General features: G+C 68.9%; 17 protein-coding genes and 1 pseudogene. 11 read left to right on the top strand and 7 right to left on the bottom strand.

What is annotated here, in order from left to right; translation table 11 throughout:
• Positions 1–120: 120 nt before the first annotated feature.
• The 5 genes from GT347_RS01115 to GT347_RS27815 all read right to left on the bottom strand — a co-directional run bounded on the left by GT347_RS01115 (position 121) and on the right by GT347_RS27815 (position 4,739).
• Positions 121–606 (bottom strand): hypothetical protein, encoded by a 486-nt coding sequence (locus tag GT347_RS01115; RefSeq protein ID WP_160550230.1) that lies wholly within the window; start codon positions 604–606, stop codon positions 121–123.
• Positions 607–678: 72 nt separating this feature from the next.
• Entirely contained in the window at positions 679–2,313 is a 1,635-nt protein-coding gene (locus GT347_RS01110) for a GMC family oxidoreductase (RefSeq protein ID WP_160550229.1), read from the bottom strand.
• Complete coding sequence (locus tag GT347_RS01105) at positions 2,310–2,882, bottom strand: sugar dehydrogenase complex small subunit (RefSeq protein ID WP_160550228.1); 573 nt, start codon at positions 2,880–2,882, stop codon at positions 2,310–2,312. Before GT347_RS01105 ends, GT347_RS01110 begins: the two co-directional genes overlap by 4 nt.
• Before the next feature lie 12 nt (positions 2,883–2,894).
• Positions 2,895–4,268, bottom strand: coding sequence for a cytochrome c (locus tag GT347_RS01100; protein WP_160550227.1), 1,374 nt, complete (start codon positions 4,266–4,268; stop codon positions 2,895–2,897).
• 279 nt (positions 4,269–4,547) lie between these two features.
• Entirely contained in the window at positions 4,548–4,739 is a 192-nt protein-coding gene (locus tag GT347_RS27815; protein ID WP_160550226.1) for a hypothetical protein, read from the bottom strand.
• A 432-nt stretch (positions 4,740–5,171) separates the two neighbouring features.
• Between GT347_RS27815 and GT347_RS01090 the strand changes: the two are divergent.
• From GT347_RS01090 to GT347_RS01065, 7 genes and pseudogenes are all read left to right on the top strand, one after another.
• Positions 5,172–6,784, top strand: a pseudogene (locus GT347_RS01090) (MFS transporter).
• Positions 6,785–6,872: 88 nt separating this feature from the next.
• Positions 6,873–7,571, top strand: coding sequence for a response regulator transcription factor (locus tag GT347_RS01085; RefSeq protein WP_160550225.1), 699 nt, complete (start codon positions 6,873–6,875; stop codon positions 7,569–7,571).
• Positions 7,572–7,628: 57 nt separating this feature from the next.
• The gene (locus GT347_RS01080) at positions 7,629–8,036 is read left to right on the top strand and encodes a response regulator transcription factor (RefSeq protein WP_160550224.1); all 408 of its coding nucleotides are present in this window, start codon (positions 7,629–7,631) and stop codon (positions 8,034–8,036) included.
• Positions 8,020–8,808 carry a protein kinase family protein gene (locus GT347_RS27340; protein WP_229722593.1) on the top strand — a complete coding sequence of 263 codons (789 nt, stop codon included), beginning with the start codon at positions 8,020–8,022 and terminating at the stop codon, positions 8,806–8,808. The genes GT347_RS01080 and GT347_RS27340 overlap by 17 nt, the downstream gene beginning before the upstream one ends.
• On the top strand, positions 8,808–13,109 hold the full coding sequence (locus GT347_RS01075) for an AAA family ATPase (protein WP_326830403.1): 4,302 nt from the start codon (positions 8,808–8,810) through the stop codon (positions 13,107–13,109). The genes GT347_RS27340 and GT347_RS01075 overlap by 1 nt, the downstream gene beginning before the upstream one ends.
• Positions 13,106–14,584 carry an ATP-binding response regulator gene (locus GT347_RS01070; protein WP_160550222.1) on the top strand — a complete coding sequence of 493 codons (1,479 nt, stop codon included), beginning with the start codon at positions 13,106–13,108 and terminating at the stop codon, positions 14,582–14,584. The genes GT347_RS01075 and GT347_RS01070 overlap by 4 nt, the downstream gene beginning before the upstream one ends.
• A 298-nt stretch (positions 14,585–14,882) precedes the next feature.
• Positions 14,883–15,704 carry an alpha/beta fold hydrolase gene (locus GT347_RS01065; RefSeq protein WP_229722873.1) on the top strand — a complete coding sequence of 274 codons (822 nt, stop codon included), beginning with the start codon at positions 14,883–14,885 and terminating at the stop codon, positions 15,702–15,704.
• A gap of 70 nt (positions 15,705–15,774) precedes the next feature.
• Here the strand turns inward: GT347_RS01065 and GT347_RS01060 are convergent, their stop codons facing one another.
• Positions 15,775–16,398 (bottom strand): response regulator transcription factor, encoded by a 624-nt coding sequence (locus tag GT347_RS01060; protein ID WP_160550220.1) that lies wholly within the window; start codon positions 16,396–16,398, stop codon positions 15,775–15,777.
• Positions 16,399–17,184: 786 nt separating this feature from the next.
• On the opposite strand from GT347_RS01060, the gene GT347_RS01055 reads away from it, so the two are divergent.
• The 4 genes from GT347_RS01055 to GT347_RS01040 all read left to right on the top strand — a co-directional run bounded on the left by GT347_RS01055 (position 17,185) and on the right by GT347_RS01040 (position 22,346).
• Positions 17,185–18,330: an IS481 family transposase gene (locus GT347_RS01055; RefSeq protein ID WP_160550219.1), complete on the top strand. Its 1,146-nt coding sequence runs from the start codon at positions 17,185–17,187 to the stop codon at positions 18,328–18,330.
• Between the two features lie 311 nt (positions 18,331–18,641).
• Positions 18,642–18,866, top strand: a complete 225-nt coding sequence (locus GT347_RS01050) for an erythromycin esterase family protein (RefSeq protein ID WP_229722591.1) — start codon at positions 18,642–18,644, stop codon at positions 18,864–18,866.
• Between the two features lie 351 nt (positions 18,867–19,217).
• Complete coding sequence (locus GT347_RS01045; protein ID WP_160550218.1) at positions 19,218–22,166, top strand: trypsin-like serine peptidase; 2,949 nt, start codon at positions 19,218–19,220, stop codon at positions 22,164–22,166.
• Between the two features lie 39 nt (positions 22,167–22,205).
• Positions 22,206–22,346: a hypothetical protein gene (locus tag GT347_RS01040; protein ID WP_160550217.1), complete on the top strand. Its 141-nt coding sequence runs from the start codon at positions 22,206–22,208 to the stop codon at positions 22,344–22,346.
• Positions 22,347–22,367: 21 nt separating this feature from the next.
• Here GT347_RS01040 and GT347_RS01035 read toward each other — a convergent pair whose 3' ends face one another.
• Entirely contained in the window at positions 22,368–24,284 is a 1,917-nt protein-coding gene (locus GT347_RS01035) for an ABC-F family ATP-binding cassette domain-containing protein (protein ID WP_160550216.1), read from the bottom strand.
• Between the last annotated feature and the right edge of the window lie 8 nt (positions 24,285–24,292).

Below are 24,292 nucleotides of genomic sequence, written 5' to 3'. Positions count from 1 at the left end.
TGCACTCAGGCGAACAGCGTGCGGAGCTCCCTGCGCAACCTGGGCTGCAGCCGGCGCAGCGCCACTTCCTTGGCCAGGTTCACCTAAATGACAACCGGGGTAAGAGTAAGCCTTGGATGCTCAGCCGGCGGACAGCTTCCAGACGATATCGACCAGATATCTCGTGGCGAGCCACAGTGCAGCGCACGCCAGGACCGCGCTCAGTGCGATCAGCACCCACCGGCCGACGCCGGGTTTCTTTTCGGGTGGCTTCGGCCAGGCCGGCACACCGCCGCGGCGGGCGACCGGGGGCAGGGGCGCGGGGAAGGGATCGATGTACATGGCCCGCGCGCGCTGATGGTGGCGGCGCCGGGGCTGTTGCATCGACAGGTGCGGTGGCAGGGCCTGCGGCGAGGGCAGGGCCTGCCGGGAAGCCGGCAGCCGGGGCTGCTGCAGGCCGCGCGGCGACGCCTGCGGGAGGCGGCTGGGCGCCACGTCCGGATCGGGCGCGTCGGCTTCCTCAAGGCGGGAGGCCACCTGGGAGTCCTCGAAATCCTGCCGCAGGCGCATGCGCCGCCACACCGGGTGCGACGGGGGCTGGGTATTGCGCCATCCGGGGGAACTCATGGGGCTGCATTGTCCATGCGGACGCGTGACCATCCAAGCGTTCCGCCGGGCGCGCCACGTCAGTGTGCGCTCTCAGATTTCCTTGAGCAGCTGGTCGGCGATACGCACGCTCAGCGCAGCGCCGGTCAGCGTCGGGTTCATGCAGGAAGAGGAGGGCATGACCCCCGTGCCGGCGATGAACAGGTTGGGATGGTCGTGGGTGCGGCAGTCGCGGTCCACCACCGAGTCCTTGGGATCGTCGCCCATGATGGTGGTGCCCATGATGTGCTGGCGGTCCTGGTGCTTGGTGTCGACCTTGAGCACGTCGGCGTTGATCAGCCCGGCCATCTTCTGCAGGTCCTTCACAGCGAAGTCGCGGCCGGCGTTCCAGTAGTCGTTGACGCTGTAGTAGATCTCCGGCACCGGCAGGCCGATGGCGTCGGTCTTGGTCTTGCTGGGGGTGATGCGGTTCTGCGGCTGGGCTTCGGTCTCGAAGTCCACCGCGATGTTGAGCGAACGCGCGGAGATGCGGCGGATCTCGGAATCGAGCTGGCTGCCCAGCACGCCCTTGGCCAGCAGGTCCGAAGCGGTCTGCGCCGAAGTGACCGTGTTGCGGAACTTGGTCTTGTAGCTGGGGATGTCCTTGCGGAACTCGCCGTCGCGGTAGTTCAGGTAGACCAGCAGCTCGGTCGGTCCCTGGCCGGGCCAGACGTCCTCGTTGGTCATCACGTTCATGCTGATGCCGGTGTGGCCCATCAGGTTGCGTCCCACCTGGTCGGAGGAGTTGGCGATGCCGTTGGGGAACTTCTCCGAGGTGGACATCAGCAGCAGCTTCGGGCCTTCGATCGCATAGGCGGCCAGCACGAAGTGGCGCGCGGTGAGGCGGTGCGAGGTGCCGTCGGGCGACTTGTAGTTGACGGCGGTGATCTTGTTGTCCGAGCCGTGCTCGATCTTGTAGACGACCGCGTTCTCCAGCAGCTTGGCGCCGGCGCGTTCGGCCAGGTCGATGTGCTGCGAGCCGTCGTACTTGGCGCCGATCGGGCAGACCGGGTTGCAGTTGTTGTTGCCGCCGCAGACCGGGCGGTTGCCGTAGGGCCGGCTGGCGCGGCCGTGCGGCTCCATCACCGGGTTGTAGCCGCCGGGGCGCAGCATCTCGTCCATGCGCTGCATGAAGTAGGGCACGTTCAGGCCCTTCATCGGGAAGGGCTTGGAGCGCGGCGGCCAGGCCTGGCCGCCATGGCCGCTCTCGTCCTGGCCGTCGACGCCGGTCACGCCCAGCTCGGCCTCGGCCTCGCAGTAGTAGGGCTCCAGCTCGTCGTAGCCGATGGGCCAGTCGCGGCCGCGGCCGTACAGGGTCTTCAGCTTGAAGTCGTTCGGGATCATGCGCCACAGTGCCGAGCCGAAATGCCAGGTCGTGCCGCCCACCACCCGCAGGTACTTGGTGGGATAGGACACCGGGCCGGTCTGCACCAGGTACTTGCCGTAGGTCGAGGGGATGTGCGGCGGGTTGGGGAACGGCGAACCGCTGCCCTGGGCCTTCATGTTGGCCAGGGACAGCTTGACCGGCGCGTTGCGGTAGGTCTCGACGATGTCGGCGCGCTTCACCCGCGGGCCGGCCTCCAGGATGATCACCGACTTGCCGGCCTTGGCGACGCGGCTGGCGATGATGCCGCCCATCACGCCCGATCCGATCACGATCAGGTCTGCATCGAATTCTTGGGTGCTCATGACTTCTTGTTCTCCTGGGCCAGGACGGCGTTCGGTGTGGTCGAGACGGGCGGCTTCTGGCCCCAGGAGTCGGGGCCGCCGCCGTAGCTCGGCACCACGATCACATCGATGGTGGGGCGGTACATCAGCGCGTCGTTGTAGGCGATGAGTTCCGCGTCGTCGTCGTTGGCGACGATGCCCAGGTACCAGGCCGAGACGATCTGGGTGATGCTTTTCTTCAGCGGCTCGCTCAGGTCGGGGCGGGCCAGCAGCTCGTCGATGTTGGCGGCCTTGGCCCCAGCGACGTACTGCTGCAGGGCGACGGCGCCTTCGTCGAACTTGGGATCGTGCTTGGCCAGGGAGGCCTGGTAGCGGGTGGCCAGCGCCGCCTGCAGCGGCTTGCCGCCGGTGAGGAATTCCGAGAGGCGCAGGAAATCGTCCGCCGGCACGGTGGCCGCCAGGGCGGTCGGCACGCCGCCCAGCAGGGCCGCGCCGCCGCTGGCCAGCACGCCGGCCGCGGCGATCGTGCCGAGCACGCTGCGGCGGGAGATGGTGGCGGGCACGCCCGTCTTGTCGAAGGGGGAGTTCATGTTCTTCTTTCCTTACCGGGCGGCACGGCGGCGGCGGCCGCGCAGGGCGACGAGGGCGATCACGACCAGCACCACCAGCACGATGGCCGGCAGGATCAGCGGACGCATCTGCGCGATGAAGGGCGGCTTGCCGCCGGCACGCAGCACTTTCACGTCGTCGGCGGTGACCTTCACCGCGGGATTGCCATACTGGGTCAGCACGTAGTTGCTGACCGAGGCGATCTCCGAATCGCTCAAGCGGTCGGTGAAGGAGGCGTCGTCGCCGAAGGCGGGCATGAAATGGTCGTGCTCGCCGACCTTGCGGTTCACGCCGTAGAGGATGGCGGCGACCAGGTTGTCCGGCCGGTCCGCGCCGGTGGCGGTGTTGTGGAACAGCGAGGGGTACTGGCCGTTGTCGGTGCCGGTGCCGCCCGCCTGGTGGCAATGGGCGCAGCTGCCGCTGAAGATGCGCCAGCCGGCGTCCACGTCGCCGCTCTTGCCGCGCAGCGTCAGCTCGGAGACGGCTGGCTGGCCGTAGGCGAAGCGGGGCTGCTGCTCGGTGCCGGCCACGGCCGGCGTCTGCTTCAGGAAGACGGCGATCGCCTTCAGGTCGGCGTCGGGCAGGTGCTGCAGGCTGTTCTCGATGGCCTCGGCCATCGGGCCTGCGGCCTGCGCCTTGCCGTGCACGCCGCCGGTCTTGAGGTACTGCACCAGCTCGGCTTCGGACCAGGCGCCGATGCCGGCCTTGGCGTCCGAGGTGATGTTGGGCGCGTACCAGGTGCCGAGCGAGCCGCCGGACAGGAACTCCGAGCCGTTCTGCTCGGCCATCAGCGCATTGCGCGGGCTGTGGCAGGTGCTGCAGTGGGCCAGGGCGCCGGCCAGGTAGGCGCCGCGGTTCCATTCGGCCGACTTCGAGGCGTCGGGCGTGAAGCGCTGGTCCTTCAGGAAGAGCGCGTTCCACACCGCCATCGACATGCGGATGTTGAAGGGGAAGGGCAGGTCGGTCTGCGGCGCGGCCTTGTCGACCGCCGGCACGCCGTGCATGAAGTAGGCGTAGAGCGCGGCCGTGTCCTCGTCGCTGAGCTGGGTGTAGCTCGGATAGGGCATGGCCGGGTAGAGGTGGGCGCCGTCCTTGCGCACGCCTTCGCGCAGGGCGCGGGTGAAGTCTTCCAGGCTGTAGTCGCCGATGCCGGCCGATTTCGACGGCGTGATGTTCGACGCGTAGATCGTGCCCAGCGGCGAGAGGATGGGATAGCCGCCCGCGAAAGGCGTGCCGCCCTTGGGCGCCGTGTGGCAGGCCGCGCAGTCGGCGGCGGTGGCCAGCTGGCGTCCCTTCTCGACCAGGGCGGCGCTGCCCGCTGCGTCCTGTGCCTGGGCATTGCCCACGAAAGCGGCGGTGGAAACCATCGCGCACCAACCCACCGCACCCCAGAACCTGGAAGCGCCCAACCTAGCCTTGCGTATCCGCATCGTGCCTGACCCTGAATGTTGTTCTGGGCCCGGCGTCGCGATGCGGCAGCCGGGCTTTGTGTGTCAGATTGTCTTGTCTGACAACTTCTGCCGCCGTGAGCACTGGCTTTACCCGCCTGAATTACTCGCGTTTACCCTTATTGCGTGACTTTGGGTTTTGTCTATGGCATTCGCGCGGCGCGCAGGCGCACTACCTCGTGGCCTGCGCGACCGGTCCTACTTGGCGACGGCAGGCGCGCGGTCGTCTCCGAAGGTGCGCAGCTCGCCGCGCTTGTTGGCGGCGGTGAGGGTCTTGCGGTTGGCTGCGCGGGCGGCCTGGCGTTCGGCCTTGGTGGACTTGGCGGCGGCCGCGGGCTTGCCGCTGCCTTCGCTGTCGCCGACCGGGTCGCCGGACCTGGCTTCGGCCACGCCTGCGGCCTTGCGGGCGGCGCGGGCCTGGGTCTTGTCGGCGGCGCTGACGGGGCCGGGGTGGGCGCTGCGGCGTTGGTGCCGTTTTCGCCGGCGGCGGCGGTCTGCGCGTTGGCCGCGGTGGCGGCGAAGGCTGCGACGAAGGCGGCGATGAGGAGGTGATGCTTCATTTGCTGGGGGTCCTGTTGCTTGGTTCGATTTCGGAAAAATCCCGTCGAATCATGGCAAGCCGGACGGAAGCCGGAATCCGCCTTTCGGGAGAGGCAGCCACGCTGCAGGATGGTGTGTTGCCGCCCGGCTCTCTCCGATGAGGGATGCGGCTGGCGAGGGTGCTGGCTAGAGTCGCGGCGACCATGCCTTCGACCCTCCAGACCATCCTCTCGCCGCTGATGCAGCCCGATCTTTCCTGTCCCTCTTTCGCGGGCCGCAGCCATGGCCGCTGAACCGTCCGGCGGCAGTTTCGCCCCCTTGCGCCAGCCGGTTTTCGCCGTGCTGTGGGCGGCCACGCTGCTCGGCAACATCGGCAGCTTCATGCGCGACGTGGCCAGCTCCTGGATGGTGACCGAGCTCTCGCCCAGCCCGGCCGCCGTCGCCCTGGTGCAGACGGCGGCGCTGCTGCCGGCCTTCCTGCTGGCGATACCGGCGGGTGTGCTCTCGGACATCCTCGACCGGCGGCGGCTGCTGATCGGCGTGCAGGTACTGCTGGCGGCGGTCAGCGCCAGCCTGCTGCTGCTGTCGCGTACCGGCTCGCTGACGGTGGAGCTGCTGATCGGCCTGACCTTTCTGGGCGGCGTGGGCGCGGCGCTGATCGCGCCGGCCTGGCAGGCCATCGTGCCCGAGCTGGTGCCGCGCGCCGACCTGAAGAACGCGGTGGCGCTGAACTCGCTCGGCATCAACATCGCCCGCGCCGTGGGGCCGGCGGCCGGCGGCCTGTTGCTGGCCAGCTTCGGCGCTTCCGTGGCCTACGGGGCGGACGTGCTGAGTTATGTCTTCGTGGTGGCCGCGCTCTTGTGGTGGCCGCGGGTGGCGACGCCCGAAAGCGGTCTGCCGGAGACCTTCTTCGGCGCCTTCCGGGCCGGCATCCGTTATGCGCGCTCCAGCCGCGAACTGCATGTGGTGCTGCTGCGCGCGGCGGTGTTCTTCCTCTTCGCCAGCGCCGCCTGGGCGCTGCTGCCGCTGGTGGCGCGGCGCCTGCTGGGCGGCGACGCCGGCTTCTACGGCGTGCTGCTGGGCGCCGTCGGCGCGGGCGCCATCGGCGGCGCGGTGCTGCTGCCCCGGCTGCGCACGCGGCTGGGCACCGACGGCCTGGTGCTGCTGGCCGCGCTGCTGACGGCGGCCGTCATCGCGCTGCTGGCCCTGGCGCCGCCGCGCCCGGTGGCGGTGGGCCTGTGCCTGCTGCTGGGCGCCGGCTGGATCATCGCCCTGACCACCTTCAACGGCGTGGCCCAGGCGGTGCTGCCCAACTGGGTGCGCGGCCGGGGCCTGGCGATCTACCTGATGGTGTTCAACGGCGCCATGGCCGCCGGCAGCATGGGCTGGGGCCTGGCCGCCCAGGCTTTGGGCGTGCCGGCCGCGCTGGCCCTGGGGCGGCGGGCCTGGCGGTGCTGGCCCTGCTGTTCCACCGGGTGCGCCTGCCGGTGGGCGAGGCCGATCTTCAGCCTTCCAACCACTGGCCCGAGCCGCTGCTGGAGGCGCCGGTGGAGCACGACCGCGGCCCGGTGCTGATCCAGATCGAATACCGCATCCGCCGCGAGGACCGCCCCGCCTTCCTCTACGCCCTGCGCCACCTGTCGCAGGAGCGCCGCCGCGACGGCGCCTATGCCTGGGGCGTGGCGGAAGACACGGCGCAGCCCGAGCGGGTGGTCGAATGGTTCATGGTCGAGTCCTGGGCCGAACACCTGCGCCAGCACCAGCGGGTGTCGCGCGCCGACGCCGACCTGCAGCAGGAGACCTTGCGTTATCACCTGGGGCCGGACAAACCGCGGGTGCAGCACTTCCTAGCCATGGACCTGAAGGACGGCCGGGCGCCGGCCGGCGGCGGCTGAAGGCCGGGCCCGCCGCCGCACGAATCGGCAAAGACGGCGTCTTTTGTACAAGACGGCCGCGGCGTCTTGCCCGAGACTGCGGCCGACCATGAGCATTCACACGAGCATCGATTCCTTTTCCTCGACCGGCCGGTCCGCCGGCTGGGCCGCCATCGGGCCGTGTGCCGATGCCGCCGCGCCCCTGGTGCTGGTGGTGGATGACGATGCCTCCCTGCGCGGCGCCCTGTGCGGCCTGCTGCGCTCGGTCGGGCTGGCCTGCAAGGGTTTCGGCTCGGCCGGTGAATTCCTGCAGGAGCCCGAGCCGGCCGGCCCGGCCTGCCTGGTGCTGGATGTGCGCCTGCCGCAATCCAGCGGGCTGGAGCTGCAGCAGGCGCTGGCCGGCCGCGGCCGCTGCCTGCCGGTGATCTTCGTCACCGGCCACGCCACCATCCCGATGACCGTCAGCGCCATGAAGGCCGGCGCGGTGGAGTTCCTCACCAAGCCCTTCGCCGAAGCGGCGCTGCTCGACGCGGTGCACCGCGCGCTCGACAGCGATGCCGCCGCCCGCCAGCAGCGCGAAACCCGCCAGGCCCTGCAGGCGCGCTATGCCAGCCTGACGCCGCGCGAGCGGCAGGTGATGGCGCTGGTGGTCTCGGGCCTGCTCAACAAGCAGGCGGCGGCCCGGCTCGGCACCAGCGAGATTACGGTGAAGGTGCAGCGCCGCCAAGTGATGAGCAAGATGGGCGCCGGCTCGCTGCCCGACCTGGTGCGCATGGCCGAACGCATCGGCGGCACGCTGGCCTCCTGAGCGGGACGTATACCAAGGTGTAATGGCGCGCCATGGCCGATTGCCTATGCTGGCCCGATGACCAAGAAGACGGTGGGCGCGGGGACGGGCGCCGCGGCGGCACCCGTGATTTCCATCGTGGACGACGACCGCTCGGTGCGCCTGGCGCTGTGCACCCTGCTGCGCTCGGTGGGCCTGCAGGCGCGCGCCTGGGCCTCCGGCGAGGAGTTCCTGCAGTCCGGCCTGGACGAGGATGTCGCCTGCCTGATCGTGGACCTGCGCATGCGCGGCATGTCCGGCCTGGAGCTGCAGCGCCGGCTGGCGCAGGCGGGGCGGACGATTCCGGTGATCTTCATCTCGGCCCACGGCGACGAGGATGCCCGCCAGCGCGCGCAGGCCGCCGGCGCCATCGGCTTCCTGGGCAAGCCCTTCGACGAGCAGGCGCTGCTGGCCTGCGTGGCACGTGCGCTTGAACGCGCCGCCTGAGGCCGGCGCGCCGGCCGCGCCGCCGGACGACACCCTGCGCCACGACCATCCGCCGGAGCTGGAACCCGGCGCGCCGCTGCAGCTGCTGCGCCATGCCGACGGCAGCAATCTCTATCGCCCGGTGCAAGCCGCCGATGGCGCGGCGGTGCTGGTGGCCGTGTGCTCCAGCGGCCCGGCGCAGGCCTGCGCGCAGCGCCGCATGGACCATGCCTACGCCCTGCGCCACCGCCTCGATCCGGCCTTCGCCACCGTGCCCCTGCGGCGGGTGCGCCTGGGCGGCCTGCCGGCGCTGCTGCTGTCCGACCCGGGTGGCGTGCCGCTGGACCGGAGGCTGGGGATGGCATTGCCGCTGGCCGAGCTGCTGGATATCGGCATCGCCATCGCGGCGGCGCTGGGTGGGATGCATGCGCGCGGCCTCGTCCAGCAGGACCTGCGGCCCTGCAACATCCTGGCGCGGGGCCGTCACCAGGCGGTGCTGACCGGCTTCGGCGCCGCGCGGCTCGCATCGCAGGCGCCCCAGGACAGCGGCGGCGCGGACCCGGGCGAGGGGCTGGCCTACCTCGCCCCGAGCGCTGCGGCCGGCCCGATTCGCCGGTCGACAGCCGCAGCGATCTCTATGCCTTCGGTGTCATCCTCTACGAGATGGCCACCGGCCGCCGGCCCTTCGAAGCGGCCGATGCGCTGGAATGGGCGCACTGCCACCAGGCACGCGAACCGGTGGCCCCGCAATGGCTGGCGCCCGGCCTGCCGCCGGTGGTGTCCGCCCTGGTGATGCGCCTGCTGCGCAAGCCGCCGCAGGAGCGTTACCAGACCGCTGCCGGCATCGAGGCCGACCTGCGGCGCTGCGCGGCGCAGCTGGCGGCCGGCCAGCCGCTGGCCGACTTTCCGCTGGCCACGCAGGACATGCCGGAGCGCCTGCAGGTGCCCTCGCAGCTCTACGGCCGCGAGCCGGAAATCGAACAGCTGCTGCAGGCCTGGCGCGCCGTGGCCACGCACGGACGCTGCGGCGTGGCGCTGATCCAGGGCGAGGCCGGCATCGGCAAGAGTTCGGTGGTGGCCGAGCTGCGCGCCCGCCTGGCGGCGCAGCCGCTGCGCTTCGCCTGCGGCAAGTTCGAGCAGCTGCGGCGCGACACGCCTTATGCGCCTATCGCCCAGGCCCTGCGCTGCCTGGTCGCGCCGGTGCTGGGCGAAGCCGCGCCGCAGCTGGCCGACTGGCGCCGCCGCATGCTGGAGGCGCTCGAAGGCCACGGCCAGATCGTGTTGAAGCTGGTGCCGGAGCTGGAACATGCGATCGGCGCCCAGCCGGCGCTGCCGGAGGTGTCGGCCGCCGAAGGCCGGCTGCGCTTCCACAAGACCCTGCAGCGCTTCATCTCGGTGTTCTGCAGCGCCGAGCGGCCGCTGCTGCTGTTCATCGATGACCTGCAATGGATGGATGCGGCCTCGCTGGAGCTGCTGTCGGCCCTGGTGCGCAGCCCCGAGCTGCGCCATGTGCTGCTGGTGGGCGCATATCGCGACGGCGAGGTGGATGCGGCGCATCCGCTCTCGCAGCTGCTGCAGGCCTGGCGCGCCGACAGCGTGCCGCTGCAGGCCCTGGCCCTGGCGCCGCTGGCCGTGCCCGATCTGGAGGCGCTGGTCGCCCGCACCGTCGAAGGCGAGCACGGCGCGGGCGGGGAGGGCGGCCGCAGCGCCGCGCTGGCCCGGCTGGTCTGGCAGAAGACCCGGGGCAATCCCTTCTTCGCGCGGCAGTTCATCGCCGCGCTGGGCGAGGAGGGCCTGATCTGGTTCGAGCGCGCCTCGCGCCGCTGGGTCTGGCACCTGCCCAGCATCCGCGCCCACGACTACAGCGACAACGTGGCCGACCTGATGGCCGGCAAACTCTCGCGCCTGCCCGGCGGCGCCCGGCGCTGCCTGATGCTGCTGGCCTGCCTGGGTGCGGATGCCACGGTGGCGACCCTGCTGCTGGTCTGGGACGGCGCGGCCGAATCGCTGCATGCCGGCCTGGCCGAAGCAGAACGTGCCGGGCTGCTGGCGCGCGGCGCCGGCAGCTGGCGTTTCCTGCACGACAAGATCGAGGAGGCGGCCTACGAGATGATCGCGCCCGGCGAGCGCGCCGCCATGCATCTGCACATCGCCCGGCGGCTGCGCGACGGCTTGGCGGCGGACCAGCGCGAGGCGATGCTCTTCGAGACCGTCAACCAGTTCGGCCGTGCCGAGGCGCTGCTGGATTCGTGCATCGAGCGCCTGGGCGTGGCCGGCCTGCACCTGGCCGCCGCGCGCCGCGCCATGGGCGAAACGGCCTACCTGGCGGCCCGTTCCTACCTGGCCGGCGGCCAGCGGCTGCTGCCGCCCCACGCCTGGGACACGGAATACCGCCTGGCCTTCGACCTGGCGCGGCTGCATGCCGAATGCGACTTCCTGCTCGGCGAGCCCGAAGCCGCCGACGCCCGCCTGGCCGAACTGGCCGCCCGCGCCGGCAGCCTGCTCGACCGCGCCGCCATCACCGCGTTGCAGGTGACCGTGTGCCTGGGCCTGGGCCAGAGCGCGCGCGGCATCGCCGTGGGCGTGGCCTTTCTCGACCGGCTGGGCACGCCCTGGCCGCAGCGCCCCAGCCGGGCGGATGTGGAGCGCGAATACGGCCAGCTGAAGGCCCGCCTGGGCGCCCGGCCGGTCGAGTCCCTCCTGCAGTTGCCGGCCATGGCCCAGGCCGAAAGGCGTGCCACGCTGGACGTGCTGGCCGCGCTGCTGCCGCCGGCCTTCTTCAGCGACGAGAACCTGGTCTGCCTGGTGCTCTGCCGCATGGTCGCCTTGAGCATCGAACACGGCAACGCCGAGGCCTCGCCGCTGGCCTACGCCTACTTCGGCATGATGCTCGGCCCCTATTTCCACGACTACGGCAATGCCCTGCGTTTCGGCCAGCTCGGACTGGACCTGGTGGAGCAGGGCGGCCTGCCGCGCTACCGGGCGCGGGTGCTGATGTGCTTCTCCTACCACGTGCTGCCCTGGGCCCGGGACATGCGCGGCGGACAGGGCCTGCTGCGCCGCGCCTTCGAGGTGGCGCGCGACACCGGCGACCTCACCTACGCCGGCTTCAGCTCCTGCTGCCTGGTGAGTTCCCTGCTGGCCTCGGGCGAGCCGCTGGACGAGGTGGACCGGCAGGCCCACGAGCGGCTGGAGTTCGTCACCGCCGCGCGCTTCGGCCTGATCGTGGACATCGTCACCGCGCAGCGCCGGCTCATCGCCAGCCTGCGCGGCCAGACGCCGGTGTTCGGCTGCCTGGACGACGGGCATTTCGACGAAGCCGCCTTCGAGCGCCACCTGGGCGCCAACCGCAGCCTGGACATCGCCGCCTGCTGGTACTGGATCCGCAAGGCGCAGGCGCGGTTCATGGCCGGCGAGCCGGCCGCCGCATGGCAGGCCATGGAGCGCGCAGGCGCGCTGCTGTGGACCAGCAAGGGCCATCTGGAATACGCCGAGTACCACTTCTTTTGCGGCCTGATCCACGCCGCCTGCTGCCGCGAGGCCGACCCCGGGCAGCGCGAGCAACACCTGCAGGCGCTGGACCGCCACCGCGCCCTGGTCGATGGCTGGGCCCGGCACTGCCCCGAGAACTTCCGCAGCCGCGCCGCCCTGCTCGCCGCCGAAGCCGCCCGCCTGCGCAACGAGGAACTCGAAGCCATGCGGCATTACGAGGCCGCCATCGCCGCCGCCCGTGCCAGCGCCTTCACCCACGACGAGGCCCTGGCCCATGAACTCTCGGCGCGCTTCTATGCCTCGCGCGGCCTGCATGCGGTGGCCGCCACGCTGGTGCGCGCCGCGCGCCTGGCCTATGCGCGCTGGGGCGCCTTCGGCAAGGTGCGGCAGCTCGACCGCGCCTATCCAGGCCTGGCCGACGAATTCCGCGCCGCGCCCGGCGAGGCCATCGCGGCGCGCGGCGGATCGCTGGATGCCGAGACGGTGCAGCGTGTCTCGCAGGCCCTGGCCGCCACCCGCGGCCTGGACGGCCTGCTGCGCAGCCTGATGACGATCGCCCTGGAGCATGCCGGCGCCGAACGCTGCCTGCTGGTGCTGCCGCGCGGCGAGCGCCTGCGCATCGCCGCGCAGGCCAGCACGGTGCTGGGCCTGGTCGAAGTGCGGCTCGACGGCGGCGAGCCCGATCCCGCCGAACTGCCCCTGCCGGTGCTGCACTACGTGCTGCGCACCCGCACCCCGGTGCTGATCGACGATGCCCGCCAGCGCTTCGGCACCTTCGGCAGCGATGCCTACCTGCTGCGCTCCGGCGCCCGTTCGGTGCTCTGCCTGCCGCTGCTGCGCCAGGGCGAGGCGGCCGGGCTGCTCTACCTGGAGAACCGGCTGGCCGGCCATGTCTTCGATCCGGGCCGGGTGGCCATGCTGGGCCTGCTCGCCGGCACCGGCGCCATCGCCATGGCCAATGCCACGCTGGCCGAGAAGGAGTCGCTGCTGCAGGAGGTGCACCACCGGGTGAAGAACAACCTGCAGCTGATCAGCAGCCTGCTCAACCTGCAGGCCTCGCGCATCGCCGACCCCGCCGTCGCCGAACTGTTCGCCGACAGCCGCAACCGGGTGCGCTCCATGGCCCTGGTGCACGAGAACCTCTACCGCGCCGGCAACTTCGCGCGGGTGCCGATGGCCGAGCACATCGGCCACCTCTGCGCCCAGCTCGCCCGGGCCTACGGCGCGCACGAACGCGGCCTGGTGCTGACCTGCCGCGTGGAGGATGTGCAGCTGCCCCTGCAGCGCGCCGTGGCCTGCGGGCTGATCGTCAACGAGCTGGTCTCCAACGCACTCAAGCACGGCTTTCCCGAGGGCCGCGGCGGCGAAGTGCTGGTCGCCCTGCAGGCCACGCCCGATGGCCGCCATGCGCTTTGCGTCAGCGACGACGGCGTGGGCCTGCCGACGCTGTGCCATGCCACGCAGCCGCAGACCCTGGGCCTGCAGCTGGTGGAAGACCTCACCGCGCAGCTGCACGGCGAACTCGGCATCTGCCGCCGCCGCGGCACCAGCTTCACCGTGAGCTTCGAGGCCGAGCCCGAACCCGGCAGGATCTCCGCATGAGCAGGCCCGCCCGCATCCTGGTGGTGGAGGACGACCGCGTCGTCGCCCGCGACCTGCGCCAGCAGCTCGGCCACCTCGGCTACCAGGTGGTCGGCGTGACCGCGCGCGGAGAAGACGCCGCCGCCCTGGCCCGGTCGACGTCGGCCGAACTGGCGCTGACCGACATCCGCCTCGAAGGCGCGATGGACGGCATCGACGCCGCGCAGGAGATCCGCCTGGCCTGCGACATCCCGGTGGTCTTCCTCACGGCTTATGCCGACGACGAGACCCTGCGCCGCGCCCGCCTCACCGAGCCCTTCGGCTACCTGCTCAAGCCCTTCGAGGATTCGCAGCTGCGCACCGCCATCGAGATGGCGCTCTACAAACACGCCAACGACCGCAAGCTGCGCGAGAGCGAACGCCGCTACGCCGCCACCCTGGCCAGCATCGGCGACGCGGTCATCACCACCGACGAGGCCGGCTGCATCCGCTACCTCAACCCGGTGGCCGAACGCCTGATCCACTGCCGCGCCGATGCGGCTTTGGGCCGGCCGCTGGCCGAGCTCTACCGGGTGAGCGACGAGGAGACCGGCCCCTGGGCGCAGGCGCCCGGCGCCGGCCTGATGCTGCACGGGCCGGGCCGCGAACCGGTGCCGATCGAGCAATCCGTCTCGCCGCTGATCGACGAACGCGGCAAGGTCACCGGCTCGGTGCTGGTGTTCCGCGACCTCTCGCATCGCCGCACGGTGGAGAAGGAATTGCGCGATGCCCAGGCCGAGCTGGCCCGGGTCTCGGGCCTCACCACCATGGGCGAGCTGGCCGCTTCCATCGCCCACGAGATCAACCAGCCGCTGGCTGCCATCGTCACCAATGCCAGCGCAGGGCTGAACTGGCTGCGCCGGCCGCAGCCGGAACTGGCCGAGGTGGAGCAGCTGCTCGGCTGGATCCTGGCCGACGGCAGCCGGGCCGCCGGTGTCATCAAGAGCCTGCAGGCGCTGGCCCGCAAGTCGGGGCCGGAGCTGGCCCGGCTGGACATGGCCGCCACCATCCACGAGGTGGCGCAGCTGATGCGGCCGGACATCCAGCGCCACGGCGTGCGCCTGCAGCTCGGCCCCTTCGCCGCGCAGTCCCATGTGCTGGGCGACCGCATCCAGATCCAGCAGGTGCTGGTCAACCTGCTGCGCAACGGCATCGAGGCCATACGGGACAGCACGGGCGGCAGCGGCGCCGACAGCAGCCGCCTGCTGGTGGTGAGCACCGCGCCCGGCGAGGCCGGCGAGGTGGCGATCTGCGTGACCGACTCCGGCGACGGCGTGGCCGAGGCCCACCGCGAGCGCCTGTTCGACGCCTTCTTCACCACCAAGCCGCACGGCATGGGCATGGGCCTGGCGATCTGCCGCTCCATCGTCGAGGCGCACCAGGGCCGGCTCTGGGCCACGCCGGTGGCGCCGCGCGGCCTGCGGCTGGCCTTCGCGCTGCCGGCCGCGCCGGGCTGAGCGGCCCTGCGCCGTCACCCCCTTACGGGAGAGGCGGCGCCGTGCAAGCGGAGAGGCGCCGGGCGGCGCCGTCCTTCCTACGATGGGCTTCACGCCAGCCATCCGGCGTGAAGGACTCTTTCGCATGTCGCCACCTCCCATCCTCGACTCCACCCTCGATGCGGCCCGACGCAGGCTGCTGCTCGCGGGCGCCGGCCTGGCCGCCACTTCCGGCGTCTCCTTCGCGGCGACCGCGACCGGTTCCACTCCCGCACCCGCGCACCAGGCGCATTCCCCAACCCTCCATGGAAAGCAGACGATGAGCTACATCACCACCAAAGACGGCACCGAGATCTTCTACAAGGACTGGGGCAAGGGCCAGCCCATCGTGTTCTCGCACGGCTGGCCGCTCAGCTCGGACGACTGGGATCCGCAAATGCTGTACTTCGTGCAGCAGGGCTTCCGGGTCATCGCCCACGACCGCCGCGGCCATGGCCGCTCGGCCCAGGTCGGCTTCGGCCACGACATGGACCACTACGCCGACGACCTGGCCGCGGTGGTGGAACACCTGAAGCTGGAAAAGGCCATCCACGTCGGCCATTCCACCGGCGGCGGCGAAGTCGCCCGCTACATCGCGCGCCACGGCACCAAGCGGGTGGCCAAGGCGGTGCTGATCAGCTCGGTGCCGCCGCTGATGGCCAAGTCCGCCAGCAACCCCAACGGCGTCCCGATGGAAGTGCTCGACGGCATCCGCGCCGGCGTGGCGGGCAACCGCACCCAGCTGTTCCGCGACTTCCCGGCGCCGTTCTACGGCTTCAACCGCCCGGGCGCCAAGGTCTCCGAAGGCATCGCGCTGAACTGGTGGCGCCAGGGCATGATGGGTTCGATCCTGGCCCACTACGAAGGCATCAAGGCCTTCTCGGAAACCGACCAGACCGAGGACCTGAAGAAGATCGACGTGCCCGCCCTGGTGATGCACGGCGACGACGACCAGGTGGTGCCCATCGCCATCTCCAGCGAGCTGTCGGCCAAGCTCATCCCCAATGCCCAGCTGAAGGTCTACAAGGGCTTCCCGCACGGCATGTGCGCGACCAACGCGGACGTGATCAATCCGGACCTGCTGGCCTTCTTCAAGAGCTGAAGCGCCCCCGGGTTCGCCCATGCAAAAAGCCGGCGATGCCGGCTTTTTTTTAAGTTCGCGCCAGGCCGTTTCAGGACGGCACGGCGACCAGCCCGCGCCGCTGCGCGATGGCTGCCGCCTCGGTGCGGGTCCTGGCGCCGAACTTGGCGAGGATGGCCTTCACATGCGCCTTCACCGTGCCCACCGAGATGTGCAGCTCGCTGGCGATCACCTTGTTGACATGGCCGATGGCGATCAGCTGCAGCACATCGGCCTCGCGGCTGGTCAGCGGCTGGTGCTGCAGGCTCTCCACCACACGCTGGGCGGCGGAAGGGTCCAGATGGTGCTGGCCGCGGTGCAGGGCGCGCACGCCGAGCATCATCTGGTCCAGGCCGCAGCCCATCAGCAGGTAGCCGTGCACGCCGCGGTCGAGCGCGTGGCGGATCTCGGAGACGCGGTCGCGGTGGCTGAGCACCATCACGCGGGGCGGGCGGGTGTTGCCGCGGCCGGTGGGGATGGTTGTCTGCGCGAGCAGGGCCATGGCGGTGTCGTAGTCGGCCACGGCCACATCGGTCTGCGGCAGGGCGGCGGCGTCCACCACTTCGGTGACCACGAAGCCGTGCTCGGCCGTCAGGATGGCGACCAGGCCGGCGCGGACCAGCGGGTCGTGGTGGGCGGCGGCGACGGCGATGGGCGCTTCGGTGGGGGCTGACATCCAGCTTCTCATGGCAGTCCTTGATGGAGGGCGGTGGGGTGTGCCTTGGGGGGCTCGTGGCGGGAGTCTAGGGATGGGGGCTGGGGAACTCTATTGAGCCTTGGTATAGCCGGGGGGGTGGTCCTTGCGGGGGGCTTCTCCTTCGCGGAGGGCGGGGCTGGGGCTGCGCGCCCCAGACCGCGCTCACTTTCTTTGCTTCGCCAAAGAAAGTAAGCAAAGAAAGGCGACCCGGCTGCGGGAGTCCCCCTCCTGCGGAGGGGGCACGCTGCGGTGCTCGCAAAAGCGGGGTCCACGACAACTCGCTTCGCTCAAACAGGTCGTGGCCCTGATCCGCTTTTGCTGCGCTCCTCGCTCACCCGCAGACGGGACCCGGGGAGCGGGGACAGCCACTGCTTCGCAGGGCGACGGGCCTTCGCTGCGCTCGGCCTCCACTGAAATGCGGCCGATGACAAAGGGCGGGTTATTCAATCAGAGGCCGAGCGAAGCGAAGGCCCGTTGCGCTGCGAAGCAGCCGCTGTCCCCGCTCCCGGGTCCCGTGAGCCCGAGAGCGAGGAACGGAGCAAAGGCGGATCAGGGCCACGACCTGTTTGAGCGAAGCGCAGCGTAGCGAGTTGTCGTGGACCCCGCCTTTGCGAGTACCGCAGCGGTGCCCGAAGGGCCTCGGGTGTCGGGTCGCCTTTCTTTGCTTACTTTCTTTGGCGAAGTGTTCAGACCGGGGACATGGGAAACGGGTGTGCGGGGACATGGGAAACACTTCTGTGCGGCAGACAAGCCGAGGAGAAGCCCATGCCCTGGCAACCGAGAGACCTCATGAGCACCAAGCAAGAGTTCGTGGAACTGGCCCAGCAGGAAGGGGCTAATCGGCGCGAGTTGTGCCGGCGCTTCAACATCACGCCCAAGGCGGGCTATGCGCTGCTCAAGCGTTTTGCAGTGGAAGGTCAGGCGGCCTTCGTGGAGCGCTCCAGGCGCCCCGTACACAGCCCGCTGCAGACGCCCGCGGACATGCAGTCGACCGTCCTGGCGATGCGGCGCAAGCATCCTGCCTGGGGCGCGCGCAAGATCTGCCGCAGGCTGCTGGACCTCGGCCACCGCGAGGTGCCCGCCACCAGCACCGTCACCGACATCCTGCGACGCAACGGCCTGATCCCTCAAGAGGCGAGCGCTGCCAGCCAGCCCTGGCAGCGCTTCGAGCACGAGCATCCCAACGCGCTGTGGCAGCTCGACTTCAAAGGCCACTTCGAGACCGCTGCCGGGCGCTGCAACCCGCTGACCTTGCTCGACGACCACTCGCGCTTCAACCTGGCCGCGGCCGCCTGCGCCAGGACCGACAGCGCCACGGTGCAGAGCCAGCTCCAGGCCGTCTTCGAGCGCTACGGGCTGCCCGCGCGCATCAACGCCGACAACGGCGCGCCCTGGGGCGTGCCGAGCGCATCGGGCCACCTCAGCGGGCTCGACATCTGGTTCATCCGGCTGGGCATGCGCGTCAGCCACAGCGCGCCGTACCACCCGCAGACCAACGGCAAGCTCGAGCGCTTCCACCGTTCGCTCAAGGCCGAGGTGCTCAACGGCAGGACCTTCGACAACCTCGCCCATGCACAGGACGCGCTCGACCGCTGGAGGGCTGTCTACAACCACGAGAGGCCGCACGAAGGCATCGCCATGCAGACACCCGCACAGCGCTACCGCATGAGCCCGCGGGCCATGCCGCAGGTGCTGCCGGAGATCGAATACGCCGAGCACGATCACGTCGTGACCGTGGGCTGGAACGGCTTCGTGAAGTTCCAGGGCCACAAGCTGCGCCTGTCGCACGCGCTGCACCGCCTGCCGGTGGCCTTCCGGCCCGATCCCGAGCACGACGGCTGCTATGACATCTACTTCAGCCACCACTGCTTCATGCGCCTGGACAGCGCTGCGGCGACCGCTTCCAATTGAGCCGAGGTGTTTCCTATGTCCCCGCACGGGTGTTTCCCATGTCCCCGGTCTAAACAGCGAAGCAAAGAAAGTGAGCGCGGTCTGGGGCGCGCAGCCCCAGCTCCGCCCTCCGCGAAGGAGAAAAACCCAAGATCAGGCACTGAGCTCCTCGATCCGCGAGCTGAGCTCCAACCACCGCTCTTCCAGCGCAGCAGCCTCATCCCCCAGCGCCTTCAGCTTGCGCCCCAATTCAGCAATCTCCGAAGCCGCGGGATTCTTGCCTCGCCGGCAGTTGGGACGACCTGCTGCACCGAACGGGGCGCGAAAGCCTGTTGCTCGATCTGCGCGGCAACCCCGCCCTGCGCCAGCTGCAACGCGCCATCGGCGTGATCTACCGGCCGCAGACCGAACGCCACAGCCACTATCTCCGCACCTCGCTGGCGCGCCAGTTCGACGGCTTCATCCACCTCGACCGCACCCGTGCGCTGCAGCCGCTCGATGCCGGCGCCGACCCGCTGGGCGGTGAAGCGGCCGAGACCTATCCGAGCGGACTCTGAAAAAGCGCTGAAGAAGGATCGCCCATCCCGTGCGCACCTGAATCCGCTGCCGGCGGTCAGGCAGTGCGACGCCGTGGCAATGGGCGCGAAGAAGCTCTGCGCTTCAAGTGACCGACAGGCACCCGCGGCGCTTGTGTCGCAGCCGATCATGCCGCTTCCGTGAAAGCGGCATTCTGGTTTTTTCTGCCTTTTGTCAGTGCGATGCAGGCACCGCTAGGATTTATTCCATGCACTTGACGACCAGGTGCGCCGGTGGCGATTACAGGGCGATAGGACTATTGACGCGTCGATGCCCACAGACCCCAATGCACTTCGGCAATGGTGCGCATTTACATTTTTGGAGTTTATGCAATGTCTTCATCTCTTACGCATCCCCGCATCGCGCAGCCGGACAGCTGCACCGCTTTTCTGAATGATTTGGCATTTTTCATGGTCGATATCGATATCGAGGATGCCTCGGTGGTCTGGCAATACGTCCATACGAGAACCGATGGCATCAGGGAAATCATCGACCTCGCAGAGAGCGAGGATTTCGTCGGCACCCGCACCCGTACTCTGAAGGTGAGAGCCAGTGCCGAGCGCAACGGGTTGCAGGTGTGCGCCAAATTCAAATGGCGTGACCATTCCGTGTCCCACCCCTCGGAATACCAGGAGGTTACGGATCTGGCCGTCCTGACGGTGACCGATCGAATACAGGTCACCCATCCCGCCCATGCGTCGATTTACGAAGACGATCGGGGCTTCGCCACATTCCACGCGGGAATCAATGTCCGGGATTGCACGGTGCAATGGCACCGCAACCGCAACGACGGAGGAGGCTGGCGCAGCATGAGTGAAGTGGTGGGATCCCAGGTAGGAACCCGGACACGAACCGTCAGGGTTGGCCAGGGCGCGGTAGGCCACTGCTGCGAATACAAGGCGGTTTTCTCTCTACCCGATGGCAGGACGGTGGAAACCGAACCCGCGGGCATCATCCTGCTGCCCGCCGATGCGAGCCGGCCTCCCGATCAGCATCTGGAAGAAGTCACTGCAATGCCGTACGGAAGGGCGATTTTTACCGTCGCCAACACCTATCTACGCTTTGGCGACCGCATCGAATGGGAATACCAGCCAGCAGGCGAAACCGAACTTTGGACAAAGGTCGTGGCGGACGAGTGCCACATGGGGGTCGATACCCATCGCCTGGTGGTTTGCGGAGGCGCTACCCGGCCCGAATCCCATCTGGACCGGTACCGGGCGGTCATCCTCCGAAACACGCTCACGCGGGCATTGGACAGGGACCCGACAGTACCGTTCTGGCTGTGGGTAAAGCGCATGATTCCCGAGCAATACATGGATGTGTCGCTCGGTGCCACGGATTTCACATCGCACGAACATGTCGAATCCACGGTTCGCCTGCATGCCGGCATGGCCGTGCGCCTGAATGCGCACGAGCGGCGCACCCTCAATGCCCTGGATAACGCGATAGCGCATTTTTCATTCGACGGGTCCAACTGGCACTTCTTCGATGAAAGCGCGTCGGGCATCGTCTGGCTCGACGACTTTCAATACGACGAAGGCGGAATTACCGGCCGCGGTTCCACATACACGATCACCGGCATCATCCGGCCGCCGAAGACCATGTGGTTGAAAATCAGCGGCGCCTTCAGGCAAACCACCACAGCCTATATACTCAAGATGGAAGTCCTGGGCACGACCGCGGGCGACAAGATCGTGGTATTTGGCTCGCCGCCCGGAGACCCTGAAAAAATGATCAGCACGATCATGAATGTGCGTGTGTCGGCAGGGCAAAGCATCGTGGTTTCCGGCGGTGCCACCGCAGGCACCTCGATGCGCAGCTACGAATATTCTTTCACGGAAGGTGCGGATTGGTATCCGTTTCAGCAAAGCGCGTCGGGTTACCTGAATGTAGGCCCTGCCCGCGTGGAGGTATCGGATAATAAATACACCCCCATCAAGGGTGAAATAATTCCGCCCGGCAATATGTGGGTGCGTGTCAGCAGCGAATACAACAACAATGGCGTGCGCAATCACACCCATGTGATGAAGATACTCGTCGATCAGCCCATCACCGATATTACCGTGGATCCCGTGATGACTCCGGCGAGCCTCACGGTGAGCAAGAACACGGGTGTGGCTTATATCCGCTCGGAGGGGTGGGGTCCGGACACCATGGAAATCAAATGGCAGTGCCAGGTGGCCAGCGACTCGAGCGGACACTGGCATGACCTCGACGACGGAGCCGGCCCATCGCCGAACCCGGTGCTGGCCAGGCTGAGATTTTCCGGAACCGCCAGCAAGGATCTGTGGATCTCGGGGATCAGCCCCGACACCATCGATCTGGTATTCAGGGCGGCCTACCGGGATCCGGTACTCAACGCGGTACGGAATTCGACCGCCTGCACGCTCGTGGTGTCGATGACTTCGGTGCACCTCGTACCGTCGATTACCAGCTTCCCCATCCAGGGGGGCGCCCCCAACACCGTGGCGAACATCGTGGAGCGCGGCCACCTGGAACTGCGCAATGAATTCTTCAGCGGCGCCCGACCCGGTTCCATGGGCACCGGGGTGGAGATCGGGCACCGCATGCGGCGGGAAGGCGTCATCGGTACCGAAGGGCGGATCCAGATCAAGAACACCAAGACCTTCCCCTACCGCTGCATCGGGCTGTTGAGCGCCTACGTCATGAACGACGAAGGGGTGAAGCTGATGAAGACCGCCACCGGCTGGCTGGTGGCGCCCGACCTGATCGTGACGGCGGCGCACGTGGTTTTCGACCTGACCTACAAACGCTGGTCTTTCGACATAACCTTCTATGCAGGCGCCGACGGAACGGTCGAGCCGTCCACCCGCAGCCAGATGAAGCAGGTGTGGCTCGACCAGACCTTCGTCGATGAAGGCAAGGCGGGAAGGTCCACGCAGATTTACGACTGGGCGATCCTGCGCCTGCAGGATCCGATCGGCCAACAGACCGGCTGGATGGGCGTGGAGTGGAGTCCCGAGGTCGATGCCTTTGCCGGAGCCAGGGCGTCCATGGCCGGCTATCCCGGCGTGGTCGAGAACGCCAATGTCACCGGCACCTTGTGGCTCAGCGAGGAGCAGGTGCTGACTTCGGCGCCGGACCAGTTCCGGGTGGATATCGACGGAACCAAGGGGCAGAGCGGCGCGCCGGTCTATCTGGCGGACGACTACACCGCCATCGGACTGTTCACCGGCTCCTTCCAGGGTGTCGAATTCAACTGGACGCGCCGCATCACCCACCAGATCTACAGCCTGATCCGCAATCTCGCCGGCGGCTGATAACGGACTTCACTGGAAAAAGCCCTGGCCGCCGTCGGCATGGATCTGGGCGATTTCTGGTCGCAGGGCGAGCATGCCGCGCACGTTACCGCAATGGTTGCCGAGCTGAATGCCCTGCCGGGTTCTGCCGGAATCCGGTTCGACGAAGCCGGCATCCGGCAGAAGCGGCCCGCTGCCTGAAGTGCGCGGAATTGCGCCGCCTCAGGCGCTCAGTTCCTCGATGCGCGAGCTGAGCTCCAACCACCGCTCGTCCAGCGCAGCAGCCTCATCCCCCAGCGCCTTCAGCTTGCGCCCCAATTCAGCAATCTCCGAAGCCGCCGGATTCTTCTGCAGCCGCTCTTCGAGCGGAGTCTTCTCCACGCTGATGGCCGCGATACGCGCCTCCACCGTGGCCAGCTCCTTCTGCAGCGGCTTGATCTGCCCGGCAGGCTTGGGCGCGGCCGCGACAGGAGCCGGTGCGGGCGCAGGCGCAGCGGCCGCCGCCTTGGCCAGCTCGCGCTGGCGCTTGGCCTCGTCCAGCAGATAGCGCTGGTATTCGTCCAGGTCGCCGTCGAAGGGCGCGACCTTGCCGCGGCCCACCATCCAGAACTCCTCGCACACCGAACGCAGCAGCGCCCGGTCGTGCGAGACCAGCATCAGCGTGCCCTCGAAGCCGTTGAGCGCCATGGCCAGCGCCTCGCGCGTGGCCAGGTCCAGGTGGTTGGTGGGCTCGTCCAGCAGCAGCAGGTTGGGGCGCTGCCAGACCATCATGGCCAGCACCAGCCGGGCCTTTTCGCCGCCGCTCATGGTGCCCACCGGCTGCAGCACCATCTCGCCGCCGAAGTTGAAGCTGCCCAGATAGCTGCGCAGGTCCTGCTCGCGGGAAGGCTCCTTGGCGTCTGCGCCCAGTTCGCGGGCCAGGCGGATCATGTGCTGCAGCGGGTTGTCGTCCGGCCGCAGCACGTCGAGTTCCTGCTGGGCGAAGTAGCCGATGCGCAGGCCCTTGCCTTCGGTGATGGTGCCGGCGATGGCGCCCAGGTCCTTGGCCACCGTCTTGATGAAGGTGGACTTGCCCTGGCCGTTTGCGCCCAGGATGCCGATGCGCTGGCCGGCCAGCACCGACTTGCTGACGTTGTTCAGGATGACGGTGGGCGGTGCGCCGTCCTCGCCGGGGTAGCCGAAGCTGGCATCGGTGATCGACAGCATCGGGTTGGGGATGTTGCCCGGCGTGCGGAATTCGAAGGTGAAGTCGGCCTCGGCCAGCACCGGCGCGATCTTCTCCATGCGCTCCAGCGCCTTGACCCGGCTTTGCGCCTGCTTGGCCTTGCTGGCCTGGGCCTTGAAGCGGCTGATGAACTTCTGCAGGTGGGCGACCTTGTCCTGCTGCTTGGAAAACGCGCTCTGCTGCAGCGCCAGCTGCTGGGCACGCAGGGTTTCGAAGCCGCTGTAGTTGCTGCCGTAGCGGGTCAGGCGGCCATGCTCGATGTGCACGGTGACGTTGGTCACCGCGTCCAGGAATTCGCGGTCATGGCTGATGACGACCATGGTGCCGGCATAGGTCTTGAGCCAGCCTTCGAGCCAGACCAGGGCGTCCAGGTCCAGGTGGTTCGTTGGTTCGTCAAGCAGCAGCAGGTCCGAGGGGCACATCAGCGCGCGCGCCAGCTGCAGGCGCATGCGCCAGCCGCCGGAGAAGCTGTTGACCGGCGAGTCGAGCTGGTCGGGCCGGAAACCCAGGCCCTGGATCAGCGACTGTGCGCGCGGCACCGCGTCGTATACGCCGGCGTCGGCCAGGTCGGTGTAGGCATGGGCGATGGCCATGCCGTCTTCGGAGGCTTCGGCCACCTTCAGGGCCTGCTGCAGCGCGGCCAGGCGGGTGTCGCCGTCGAGCACGAAGTCGGTGGCGGACTCGTCCGTCTCCGGCATGTTCTGCGCGACCTGCGCCATTTGCCACTGGGCGGGCATCTGCATCTCGCCGCCGTCCTCGTGCAGGCTGCCGTTGAGCAGGGCGAAGAGGGTGGACTTGCCCGCGCCGTTGCGGCCCACGAGGCCGACTTTTTCGCCGGGCTGCATGGTGACCGAGGCCTTGTCGAGCAGCACTTTGGCGCCCCGGCGCAGGACGATGTTGAAGAGATTGATCATGGAGAAAG

It is taken from the genome of Xylophilus rhododendri, from assembly GCF_009906855.1.
GTDB lineage: Bacteria > Pseudomonadota > Gammaproteobacteria > Burkholderiales > Burkholderiaceae_C > Xylophilus > Xylophilus rhododendri.
The sequence above is the reverse complement of the archived record's forward strand: the minus strand, read 5'-3'. Positions and strand labels throughout refer to the sequence as shown.

Bases quoted from the DNA above. Each gene is read 5' to 3' on its own strand.
- GT347_RS01100 (WP_160550227.1), bottom strand. From the start codon at position 4,268: ATGGTTTCCACCGCCGCTTTCGTGGGCAATGCCCAGGCACAGGACGCA.
- GT347_RS01075 (WP_326830403.1), top strand. From the start codon at position 8,808: ATGCGCCTGCTGCGCAAGCCGCCGCAGGAGCGTTACCAGACCGCTGCC.
- GT347_RS01040 (WP_160550217.1), top strand. From the start codon at position 22,206: ATGGATCTGGGCGATTTCTGGTCGCAGGGCGAGCATGCCGCGCACGTT.
- GT347_RS01065 (WP_229722873.1), top strand. From the start codon at position 14,883: ATGAGCTACATCACCACCAAAGACGGCACCGAGATCTTCTACAAGGAC.
- GT347_RS01110 (WP_160550229.1), bottom strand. From the start codon at position 2,313: ATGAGCACCCAAGAATTCGATGCAGACCTGATCGTGATCGGATCGGGC.
- GT347_RS01045 (WP_160550218.1), top strand. From the start codon at position 19,218: ATGTCTTCATCTCTTACGCATCCCCGCATCGCGCAGCCGGACAGCTGC.
- GT347_RS01080 (WP_160550224.1), top strand. From the start codon at position 7,629: ATGACCAAGAAGACGGTGGGCGCGGGGACGGGCGCCGCGGCGGCACCC.
- GT347_RS01055 (WP_160550219.1), top strand. From the start codon at position 17,185: ATGCCCTGGCAACCGAGAGACCTCATGAGCACCAAGCAAGAGTTCGTG.
- GT347_RS01085 (WP_160550225.1), top strand. From the start codon at position 6,873: ATGAGCATTCACACGAGCATCGATTCCTTTTCCTCGACCGGCCGGTCC.
- GT347_RS01035 (WP_160550216.1), bottom strand. From the start codon at position 24,284: ATGATCAATCTCTTCAACATCGTCCTGCGCCGGGGCGCCAAAGTGCTG.
- GT347_RS01105 (WP_160550228.1), bottom strand. From the start codon at position 2,882: ATGAACTCCCCCTTCGACAAGACGGGCGTGCCCGCCACCATCTCCCGC.
- GT347_RS01115 (WP_160550230.1), bottom strand. From the start codon at position 606: ATGAGTTCCCCCGGATGGCGCAATACCCAGCCCCCGTCGCACCCGGTG.
- GT347_RS01070 (WP_160550222.1), top strand. From the start codon at position 13,106: ATGAGCAGGCCCGCCCGCATCCTGGTGGTGGAGGACGACCGCGTCGTC.
- GT347_RS01060 (WP_160550220.1), bottom strand. From the start codon at position 16,398: ATGTCAGCCCCCACCGAAGCGCCCATCGCCGTCGCCGCCGCCCACCAC.